General features: G+C 56.1%; 5 protein-coding genes and 3 pseudogenes. 5 read left to right on the plus strand and 3 right to left on the minus strand.

The features are described from left to right. Window positions 1-67 precede the first annotated feature (67 nt). From A3OI_RS22345 to A3OI_RS0117160, 5 genes and pseudogenes are all read left to right on the plus strand, one after another. Window positions 68-297 (plus strand): annotated as a pseudogene (locus tag A3OI_RS22345) (sigma 54-interacting transcriptional regulator); the annotation flags it as partial. A 231-nt stretch (window positions 298-528) separates the two neighbouring features. Next, window positions 529-1,308: a 3-hydroxybutyrate dehydrogenase gene (locus tag A3OI_RS0117145; RefSeq protein ID WP_018405461.1), complete on the plus strand. Its 780-nt coding sequence runs from the start codon at window positions 529-531 to the stop codon at window positions 1,306-1,308. 305 nt (window positions 1,309-1,613) lie between these two features. Then, window positions 1,614-2,957: an RNA-guided endonuclease IscB gene (iscB, locus tag A3OI_RS0117150; RefSeq protein WP_081622968.1), complete on the plus strand. Its 1,344-nt coding sequence runs from the start codon at window positions 1,614-1,616 to the stop codon at window positions 2,955-2,957. 55 nt (window positions 2,958-3,012) lie between these two features. Next, on the plus strand, window positions 3,013-5,019 hold the full coding sequence (locus tag A3OI_RS0117155) for an acetoacetate--CoA ligase (protein ID WP_026224269.1): 2,007 nt from the start codon (window positions 3,013-3,015) through the stop codon (window positions 5,017-5,019). Window positions 5,020-5,216: 197 nt separating this feature from the next. After that, window positions 5,217-7,457 carry an NADP-dependent isocitrate dehydrogenase gene (locus A3OI_RS0117160; RefSeq protein WP_018405464.1) on the plus strand — a complete coding sequence of 747 codons (2,241 nt, stop codon included), beginning with the start codon at window positions 5,217-5,219 and terminating at the stop codon, window positions 7,455-7,457. A 40-nt stretch (window positions 7,458-7,497) separates the two neighbouring features. On the opposite strand, the pseudogene A3OI_RS20715 reads toward A3OI_RS0117160, so the two are convergent. From A3OI_RS20715 to A3OI_RS22350, 3 genes and pseudogenes are all read right to left on the minus strand, one after another. Further along, window positions 7,498-7,731, minus strand: a pseudogene (locus A3OI_RS20715) (YbaK/EbsC family protein); the annotation flags it as partial. A gap of 57 nt (window positions 7,732-7,788) precedes the next feature. Next, entirely contained in the window at window positions 7,789-8,016 is a 228-nt protein-coding gene (locus A3OI_RS22915; RefSeq protein ID WP_155903213.1) for a hypothetical protein, read from the minus strand. Window positions 8,017-8,348: 332 nt separating this feature from the next. Further along, window positions 8,349-8,498 (minus strand): annotated as a pseudogene (locus tag A3OI_RS22350) (IS66 family transposase); the annotation flags it as partial. Between the last annotated feature and the right edge of the window lie 124 nt (window positions 8,499-8,622).

Consider the following 8,622-nt stretch of genomic DNA (forward strand, 5'->3'; position numbering starts at 1 on the left):
AGCGGCGTCGCCATGGCTTGTGGGTTTTTATGGTTGCCGATGCAATGAAACGTCAACAGACTCTAGTGATTTTGTCAGCGCTAGCCTCGGTGTGATTGAGGTAAAACGTCGTGCCCGCCTGGCCGCCGTGCGTGAAATGGCGGTGTTGTTACTGGGCGAAACCAGCGCCGGCAAAGAAGTTCTGGCCCAAGCTATTCATGCCGCCTCTGACCGCGCAGGGAAATCGTTTGTAGGCGTTAACGTAGCGGCTATTCCTGATAACCTGCTGGAGGCTGAGTTTTTGGCGTGGCACCAGGGCCTTCTCGCTGTTTTATATCAAGGGCGTATGCCCACCTGAGATCACCACCCGAGACATCTATTTGGATGTATTGCCGTTCATTTGCCTGCAACTGCTGGCCATTGCTTTGGTGTTCTGGTCTTAGCCCTTGGCAACCTGGCTGCCCAACGAAGTGTATGGTGGGCCTTGAGCCGCGCCAGTTATGTTTCGATACCTTGCGTCAATGACTTTCATCCAAAGGAGGCAGCGCCATGCGCCTGCACAATCGCATTGCCCTGATTACCGGTGCTGGCCGTGGTATTGGCCGCGCCATCGCTGAACACTATGCCCGCGAAGGCGCCCGAGTAGCAGTGGCTGATCTTGATTACGAATCGGCACAAGAAGTGACTGAAAGCATAAACAGCATCGGTGGAAGTGCCATGGCACTGGCCATGGATGTTACCGACGAACAGGCGGTGGAGCAGGGTGTACACTCTGTGGTGGACGCTTGGGGCGGCCTAGATATTGTTCTGGCCAACGCCGGCATACAACACATTGCGCCATTGGATAAGCTGAGCTTTAAAGACTGGCGCCAAGTGATGAGCGTTCACCTAGATGGTGCGTTTCTGCTGACTCGTTCTGCGCTGCAAACCATGTACGCCAAAGGTGGCGGTACAATCCTGTATATGGGCTCGGTACACTCGCTGGAGGCGTCGCCAATGAAAGCGCCTTACGTTGCTGCCAAACATGGCATGCTTGGCCTTTGCCGGGCGGTGGCCAAAGAGGGAGCCGAGCACGGTGTGCGCAGCAACATTATCTGCCCCGGATTTGTGCGCACGCCGCTGGTGGACAAACAGATTCCTGAGCAAGCACAGGCTTTGGGCATATCTGAAGAAGACGTAATCGCCAAGGTGATGCTGAAAAACACGGTAGACGGTGAGTTTACTACCCTTGTGGATGTGTCAGAACTTGCCGTATACCTGGCGGCTTTCCCGTCAGCAGCGCTCACAGGGCAATCGATTGTGGTCAGCCACGGCTGGCATATGCAGTAAGAAAACGGAGCAACGGGTCAACTACCCCGCCCTAAAGGATGGGGCTTGTAGAGAATATCCTGCAAGCCAGGTTGACCAGGGAAAGCGGACACCAACCCGCTACGTTTATCACAGGTCGCTAAGACCCACCGCCGAATGCTTCCTCAGTTCGGCGCTCTGGAAGACTGGGATCACGCTGGCGAAAGGTAAAGCGCCGAAGGTTCTGGTCGCCGCGCAAGCGGGAGCCGGTGATAGACATTCCCGAGGGGAGAGAGGCTTCGGCCTCCGTCACAAGGCCCGTAAGGGCATTCATTGAAAGGAAAACGATGTCGGTCTTCGTACTGGATAGACGCAAGCAACCACGGATGCCGTGCACCGAAAAGCGCGCGCGGCTTCTGCTCGGCCGTAGGCGAGCGGTAGTGGTGCGTGCGTATCCGTTTACGATCCGATTAAAAGACCGTACCGGTGGCGATACACAGCCGGTTCGGATCAAGATTGATCCCGGCAGCAAAACCACCGGGATTGCGGTGGTTCGGGAAAACGGCCAGAAGCAACACGTTCTAGTGTTAATGGAATTGGCTCATCGCGGTCGTCAGATCAGCCAGTCTTTGGAACAACGCCGAGCGTTCCGTCGCCGTCGTCGCAACCAGTTGCGTTATCGGGAGCCTCGATTCCTGAATCGCACCAAGCCAAAAGGCTGGCTGGCCCCGAGCCTGCAACACCGTGTGGACACTACAAAAAGCCTGGTGAATCGGCTTCGATCTTTGGTGCTGGTTGAATCTATAAGCCAGGAGCTGGTTCGATTCGATACGCAAAAGATGGAAAACCCGGAAGTCAGCGGCGTTGAATACCAGCAAGGTACCTTGCTCGGCTACGAGATCCGCGAGTACCTGCTGGAGAAATGGGGGCGCGAGTGTGCCTATTGCGCTGACACTGATACGCCGCTTCAAATTGAGCATATTGACCCAAAAGCCAACGGTGGCTCAAACCGGATCAGCAACCTGACCTTGGCGTGCCGGCCATGCAACCAGGAGAAAGGGAGGCATTCTCTGGCTGATTTCTTTGCATCGTCCAAGCGGCTGAAGAACCACCAGGCCAGGCTGGATCGCATCCTCAAACAGTGCAAGAAGCCTTTAAGAGACGCTTCAGCGGTCAATTCCACCCGGTGGGCGCTGTATCAAGCTCTGAAGCAAACGGCCCTGCCGGTTGAAGTAGGTACCGGCGGCCGCACGAAATTCAATCGGCAGCGACTGAGCATTCCAAAGACACACGCCCTGGATGCGGCTTGCGTTGGAGAAGTCGAGATCGTAGAGGGCTGGGACGTTCCAACCTTGGCGATCAAATCCACCGGCCGAGGCAGCTACAAACGCACACGGTTAACGAAGTACGGTTTCCCTCGTGGCTATCTGATGCGCCAGAAGAAAGTCCAAGGGTTTCAGACCGGCGACATGGTGCGAGCCGTTGTGCCAACAGGCACGAAAGCCGGCACCTGGTTGGGTCGTGTGGCGGTTCGTAAAACCGGCAGCTTCAATATCCAGACAAGTAGTAGTGCTATTCAAGGAATATCTCATCGCCACTGTGTTTTAACCCAGCGAGCGGATGGCTACGGCTATCACATCCAACCCAACCAACGAAAGGAGGAGGGAGACAGGGAAAACGAGTCGCGCTGACGCACGACGCGCACTCCCTCCCCGACCTGAAGGACGGGGTATCTCGCGCAAAATGATGAATAACAACGAACAATCTCCGGTAGTCTGGTCTCCTTCTGACACAGTCCTCAAAGACAGCCAGATGGGGCGCTTTCAACACTGGCTGGAAGACCTGGGTTACGGCCCCTTTGCGGACTATCACGAACTACATGAATGGTCGGTGAGCGACCTTGAAGGCTTCTGGAAAGCCGTTTGGGATTACTGCGGACTGATCAGCCACACGCCCGCGCAAAAGGTATTGGGCAAGCGTGACATGCCCGGCGCTGAATGGTTTCCGGGTATGACTCTGAACTTCGCCGCCAACCTGCTGCGCCACGCCGAAGGCGAACAGGCTAACAGCGAAGCCATTGTTGCTTACTGCGAAACTCGCCCGGTACTGCGCCGCACCTATACGGAGTTGCGCGCCGACGTGGGCGCTCTGGAAGCCTATCTGTGCAGCCAGGGCGTTATCAAAGGTGACCGGGTTGCCGGTATTGTCACCAACGGCTACGAGGCCATGGTGGGCATGTTGGCGGCCACCAGCATGGGTGCGGTCTGGAGTTCAGCGTCACCGGACTTCGGCATTGGTGCCATTCTGGACCGCTTTGGCCAGATTGAACCAACCGCGCTGATTGCCGTAAACGGCTACGGCTACGGCGGCAAAGTATTCCAGCGTCAGCAAGAATTCGCCCAATTGATTAGCGGCCTGCCCTCGCTGAAATGCGTGGTCAGCGTGCCACAGCTACCGGACGCACCGGCTATTGAAGGTCCCTTAGTCAGCGACTGGCAGCAGGCCCTTGCGGCCGGCGCTGGCAAACGGCCGTCTTTCACTGCGGTGGCCCCTGATCACCCTGTGTATATCCTCTATTCCTCTGGCACCACCGGCAAACCCAAGTGCATCGTACACGGCACCGCTGGCCTGCTGGTCAACCACGCGAAAGAGTTGATGTTGCACGGCGATATCGGCAGCGGTGACCGCTTCATGTACTTCACCACCTGTGGCTGGATGATGTGGAACTGGCAGGCATCTGCCCTGCTGACCGGCGCGGCGGTGATCACCGTAGACGGCTCGCCGGGCTACCCCAGCCTGAACATGCTGTGGCAAGCCGTAGCCGATGAAAAAGTCACCCACTTCGGCACCAGCGCGAGATTCCTGGCCGGTTGTCGTAAAGACGGCATGACCCCGGCTAAAGACTTGGATTTGAGCGTTCTCAGAGTCGTTTTCTCAACTGGCTCGCCGCTGCTGCCAGAAGACTACGACTGGATGTACACAGACGGCGCACCGAATGCCCTGTTAGGCTCCATCGCCGGCGGCACCGACATCTGCGGCTGCTTTGTAGGCTCCACACCCTTGCTACCTGTACGCCGCGGCGAAATACAGTGCCGCTTCCTGGGCGTAGACGCCGCCGCCTTTGACGACAACGGCCAATCCGTTAGCTCCGGCCGCGGTGAACTGGTATGCCGCCAGCCCTTGCCGTCCATGCCCGTCAGCTTCTGGGACGACCCAGACGGCGAACGCTACCGTAATGCCTACTTCGACACCTTCGACGAATCCGCCCCTGGCGTATGGGCCCACGGCGACTTCATCGAATTCACCGAACACGGCGGCGCCATTATCTACGGCCGTTCCGACGCCACCCTGAACCCCGGCGGCGTTCGCATCGGTACTGCCGAAATCTACCGCCAGGTAGAAACCGAAGCCGCCATCAAAGACAGCCTGGTGGTCGGACGCCAAATCGAAGGCGACGTAGAAGTGGTATTGCTGGTGGTTCTGGCCGACGGCGAAACCCTGAACGAAGAACTGCTTAAACGCCTGAAAACCCAAATCCGCAAAGGCGCCAGCCCCCGCCACGTACCCCGCCACATCATCCCGGTACCAGACATTCCCTACACCCGCAGCGGTAAAAAAGTAGAACTTGCCGTAGCCCGCCTCATCAACGGCTCTGCTCGCAGCGACAACCGTGACGCGTTGGCCAATCCGGAAGCGCTGGATGCTATTCAGGCGTGTTTGCAAGAAGCGGGGTTGTTGCCGAAGGAAGGTTAAATCGGGACCTGCTCCCACCAAGGCGACACCACCAAAATCCGTCCTTATACTAAGATCTTAGCCGCAGTTCCCAAAAAAATGTTATCGTAGCAGGTCTAATAAAAGCCACCAACCAGTCACAGCCAGAGCCAGAGGTGCCCAGCACAGCTGGCGGCCGTGGCCGTCCTGAATCCACCCTTTATAGCTCGAGGACGAACATGACAGAGTCAATAACCAAAATTATCTACACACTGACTGACGAAGCGCCAGCGCTTGCCACCCGGTCACTGTTGCCGATCCTGAAGACCTACGCCAAGCCGGCCGGTATTCATTTTGAAACCAGCGATATCTCATTGGCGGCCCGCATCCTGGCCAACTTCCCGGGCTACCTCGCAGAAGACCAGCGTGTACCCGACGCCCTGGCTGAACTGGGTGAATACACCAAAGACCCCAACGCCAACATCATCAAACTGCCGAACATTTCCGCCTCTAATCCCCAGCTGCGCTCCGCCATCAAAGAGCTGAACAAGCAGGGCTATAAAGTCCCGGAATACAAAGAAAACCCGCAGACCGACGAAGAAAAAGACGCCACCGCCCGCTATAACAAAGTACTGGGCAGCGCTGTAAACCCGGTGTTGCGTGAAGGCAACTCTGACCGCCGTGCTCCTGCCGCGGTAAAAGCTTTTGCCCGCAAATACCCGCACTCCATGGGCGAGTGGAGCCCGGCATCGCGCACCCACGTAGCGCACATGAAAGGCGGCGACTTCTACTCCTCAGAGCAGTCCGTCACACTGGACAAGGCCACCAACAGCCGCATCGTGTTCGAGAACAAGAAAGGCGAGCAGACTGTGCTGAAAGCCGAACTGCCGCTGCTGGATGGCGAAGTGCTTGACGGCATGAACATGAGCAAAAAGGCGCTGTGTGCATTCTTCGAAGCGGCCATTAAAGACTGCGAAGACACCGGCGTGATGTTCTCGTTGCACGTTAAAGCCACCATGATGAAAATCTCCCACCCAATCGTGTTTGGTCACGCGGTGAAGATTTACTATAAAGAACTGTTTGACCAGTTTGGCGACTTGTTCGACGAGATCGGCGTAAACCCGAACAACGGTTTGTCATCCGTGCTCGAGAAAATCAAGCTACTGCCAGAGTCAAAGCAGGAAGAAATTCAGGAAGCATTGCACAAAACCTACGAGCACCGCCCGGAAATCGCCATGGTGGACTCGGTCAAGGGTATTACCAACCTGCACATGCCCAGTGACATTATCGTAGACGCCTCCATGCCTGCGATGATCCGTAACTCCGGCAAGATGTGGGCCCGTGACGGCAAGCTGAAAGACACCAAGGCGGTCATGCCAGAGTCGACTTACGCCACTATTTACCAGGAAGCCATCAACTTCTGCAAAACCAACGGCGCGTTTGATCCCACCACCATGGGCACCGTGCCAAACGTCGGCTTGATGGCGCAGAAGGCCGAAGAATACGGCTCCCACGACAAGACGTTTGAAATCAAAGAAGACGGCATTATTCGTGTGATCGCCGAAGACGGCACCGTACTGACCGAGCACAACGTAGAAACCGGCGACATCTGGCGTGCATGCCAGACCAAAGACCTGCCCATCCGCGACTGGGTCAAACTGGCGGTTAACCGTGCCCGTGCCACCGGCATGCCGGCTGTGTTCTGGCTGGACGACGAGCGTGCCCACGACGCCCAGCTGATCGACAAAGTAAACACTTACCTGAAAGGCCACGACACCGATGGTCTGGACATCCGCATCATGTCGCCGGTACGTGCCATTCGCTGGACCATGGAACGCCTGATCCGCAGCCTGGATACCATTTCGGTAACCGGCAACGTATTGCGTGACTACCTGACTGACCTGTTCCCGATTTTGGAGCTGGGCACCAGCGCCAAAATGCTGTCCATCGTACCGCTGCTGAACGGCGGTGGCCTTTATGAAACCGGTGCTGGCGGTTCTGCACCCAAGCATGTACAGCAGCTGGTTGAAGAAAACCACCTGCGCTGGGACTCATTAGGTGAGTTTCTGGCCATTGCAGTATCGCTGGACGAGCTGGGTGCAAAGCACAATAACCACCGTGCACGCCTGCTGGGCCAAACTCTGGACAAAGCCACCGAAACCCTACTGGAAAACAACCAGTCTCCGTCGCGCTCTACCGGCGAGCTAGACAACCGTGGCAGCCACTTCCACCTGGCTCATTACTGGGCACAGGAATTGGCCGCGCAGGACGAAGACAAGGAATTGAAAACCTTCTTTGCCAAGCTGGCTGAAAAGCTGGGAGCCAACCAGGACAAGATTCTTGAAGAACTGAGAGTGATTCAAGGCAAAGCAGTAAACTTGGGTGGTTACTACCACGCGCCCGCAGGAAAAGTGAACGAAGTGATGCAGCCCAGCGCAACGCTAAACAAGCTGATGGAAGAAGCCCGCGCCTCGGTTTAAAACCCTTGGTGTGTGGAGATTTTGCCCAGTCAGTCGGGCATCACTCCTGGCGCAACGCCACAAAGCGCCCCTGGGTGAGCGTGGCCAGGTCTTCCGGCGCCAGCTCAATTTCAAGCCCCCGCCGACCGGCGCTGACATGAATCCGTTCGAACAGCTGCGCTGACTCGTCAATGAACGTCGTCAGCGGCCGTTTTTGACCCAGCGGGCTAACTCCACCCAGAATATAACCGCTGCTACGCTGCACCTGCTGCTTGTCTGCCATGATGGCTTTTTTGCGCTGCTTTCGTTATCCGATCTGTTTATTGTCAGAACTATCTATTATTAAGACTATCTAGTTTCCCAGAACATTGGTGTCACCTTTTTTCGATTTTTTGGCCGCTTTCTTTTCTTTTGCGGTCAAAAGCGGTTTCTTTTTCTCAGATTTTTTACTGTCTTGTCCTTTGCTCATGTCTATTGCCTCTCGCCACAACTGATTGACCCAAAATTCAGTATGGCCCCAATTACGAATAACTGGAAGCACAGAACTTGGTGGCGAAGCAGGATCCGAATAGGTGACCACATCAAGACGCTAACCTGAAGCTCGTTGGGTATCTTTTCAGTCGGCCCGCCCGTGCGGGCAAGCGCTCTCCAATCTGGTCAGATGGCAGTCAACTGTACGAGGGCGAGTGTCGAAGAATTCTCTTGACCTCATGGGGCCGAGCGAAGATTGTTGATTTCCATGAGAGAGCCATCGTTAGATACCTGAACAGTTCCAGTGCCTGATGTAGGCTCGTTCCCAGTACACCTGGGTCTAGGTTTGGTGCTCGTCCTGAATAACCCAGCATATCTCGCTTAAACCAGAGCCCTGATAATTCGGGGCTTCCAGTCCAGTTAAAAATAAACCGTAACTATTCAGCTGGTTTGATTTAAAACGGTCGTATCATTACCCGCACCCACCGCCATGAACGGCGGCACACTCCCCTCGAACAAATGCATCAGGGCTTTCGAGGCAGACACGTTCTGCTTACGCGCCGTCGACAGATAACTGCGCACGCGACAGAAGGANCTCGGCCTGGTACTCGGTAACGTAACGGCGGATGTCCAGATCAACGACCTGACGTTTCTCGAAGCCCACAACCCGAAATGCGCCGCCTTTGGGTAAGGTGCGTCGATCCACTTTCACCCG

The sequence above is a fragment of the Marinobacter gelidimuriae genome, from assembly GCF_000372805.1.
Lineage (GTDB): Bacteria > Pseudomonadota > Gammaproteobacteria > Pseudomonadales > Oleiphilaceae > Marinobacter > Marinobacter gelidimuriae.